Source organism: Cereibacter changlensis JA139 (assembly GCF_003034985.1).
Classification (GTDB): domain Bacteria; phylum Pseudomonadota; class Alphaproteobacteria; order Rhodobacterales; family Rhodobacteraceae; genus Cereibacter; species Cereibacter changlensis.
Genome location: NZ_PZKG01000303.1, coordinates 1 through 1823, shown reverse-complemented (window position 1 = coordinate 1823; position 1823 = coordinate 1). Strand labels below are relative to the sequence as shown.

2 protein-coding genes are annotated in these 1823 nt (G+C 73.5%); both read left to right on the top strand.

Going from position 1 to position 1823, the window contains the following annotated elements; translation table 11 throughout:
- Positions 1–245, top strand: a 245-nt coding sequence (locus C5F48_RS23470; protein WP_146170747.1) for a M20/M25/M40 family metallo-hydrolase, incomplete at its 5' end; no start/stop codon positions are given.
- Positions 246–279: 34 nt separating this feature from the next.
- The gene (locus C5F48_RS23465; protein WP_107666087.1) at positions 280–1686 is read left to right on the top strand and encodes an amidase; all 1407 of its coding nucleotides are present in this window, start codon (positions 280–282) and stop codon (positions 1684–1686) included.
- Positions 1687–1823 lie beyond the last annotated feature (137 nt).

The following is a 1823-nucleotide window of genomic DNA, read 5'->3' as shown; positions in this document are numbered from 1 at the left end:
AGCCGGGCACGATGCAGCTCTACGAGCTGGCGCGCGGGCTTTCGGCGCGGATCGGCTTCGACCTGTCGCAGGCCAGCGCCGGCGGCGGATCGGACGGCAACTTCACCGGCGCGATGGGCGTGCCGACGCTGGACTCCATCGGCGTGCGCGGCAAGGGGCTGCACACGCTCGACGAGCATATCCGCATCGACAGCCTGGCCGAGCGCGCCCGCCTCGCCGCCGGACTCCTGACCAGGATCAGCTGATGCCGCGCCCCGCAACTGAGTGGACGGAAGACCGATGACCGCATTGAACGAACTGACCGCCGCCCGGATGATCGAGGGTTTCGCCAGCGGGACGCTGTCCCCGGTGGAGGTGACCCGCGACGTGCTGGCCCAGATCGACCGCTGCGAGCCGCAGCTGAAGGGCATGTGGACCGTCGACCACGACCTGGCGCTGGACGCCGCCCGGCGCTCCGAACAGCGCTGGCGGCAGGGCGCGCAGATCATGAGCAACGGCGTCTTGCTGGACGGCGTGCCGATCACCATCAAGGAGAACATCGCCACCGAGGGCGTGCCGATGCCGCTCGGCACCGCGGTCAGCGACATGACCCCGCGCGCCGAGGACGCCCCGCCCGCCGCTCGGATGCGCGCGGCGGGGGCGGTGTTCCTCGGCCGCACCACGATGCCGGATTTCGGCATGCTCTCCTCGGGTCTCTCCAGCTTCCACGCGCTGGCGCGCAACCCCTGGAACACCGCGATGAACCCCGGCGGGTCCAGCGCCGGGGCAGGGGTGGCGGGGGCCGCGGGCTACGGGCCGATCCACCTCGGGACCGACATCGGCGGCTCGATCCGGCTGCCCGCGGCCTGGTGCGGGCTGGTCGGGCTGAAGCCCAGCCTCGGCCGCGTGCCGATCGACCCGCCCTTCATGGGCCGCGCCGCCGGACCGATGACCCGCAGCGTGCGCGACGCCGCCATGGCCATGGCGGTCCTGTCGCAGCCCGATGTCCGCGACCACATGTCCCTGCCGCCGCAACCGCTCGACTGGCTCGACCTCGAGCGTGACCTCGCCGGGCTGCGCGTCGGGCTGCAGCTGGAGCCGGGCTGCGGCATGCCGGTCGATCCGCAGGTGACGGAGGCTGTCGCCGCCGCGGCGCGGCTCTTCGAGCAGGCCGGCGCGGTGGTGGAGATCCTCGACCCCTGGATGACGCCGGAGCTGCTGCAGGGGCTGGACAATTTCTGGCGCACGCGGGCCGGGCTGGACGTGCAGGCGCTGGACCCCGCGCAACGTGCGGCGGTGCTGCCGCTGATCCGCGAATGGGCGGAATCCGGGCTCGGCAAGTCGGGCGAGGCGGTCTTCCGCGCCTATGCCGCGACGGTCGAGATCCGCCGCCGCACCGTCGCCGCCACTGCGCATCTGGACCTGATGCTGTCGCCGGTCTCGCCGAATGTCAGCTTCCCGGCCGACTGGGCCTATCCCGCCGACAATGACGTGAACCGGGCGATGACCCACATCGGCTTCACCGCGCCCTACAACATCAGCGAGCAGCCGGCCATCTCGGTGCCCTGCGGCCATGACTCCGCCGGGGTGCCGATCGGCCTGCAGATCGCCGGACCGCGGTTCGACGACCTCGGCGTGCTGCGCGCCGCGCGGGCCTGGGAGCGGATCGCCCCCGCGCCGCGTCCCTGGCCCTTCGCCGCAGGGTGAGCCGGCGGCGCTCAGCGGGCCGCGGGGTCGGCGCCCCCGGCGCCGAGGAGGCGGCGGCCTCGGACAGGTAGCTGTCGGCGAAGCCGCCCTCGGCCAGCGTCCGCAGCGCCGCCTCGATGCCGCTGGCCGCCTGATGC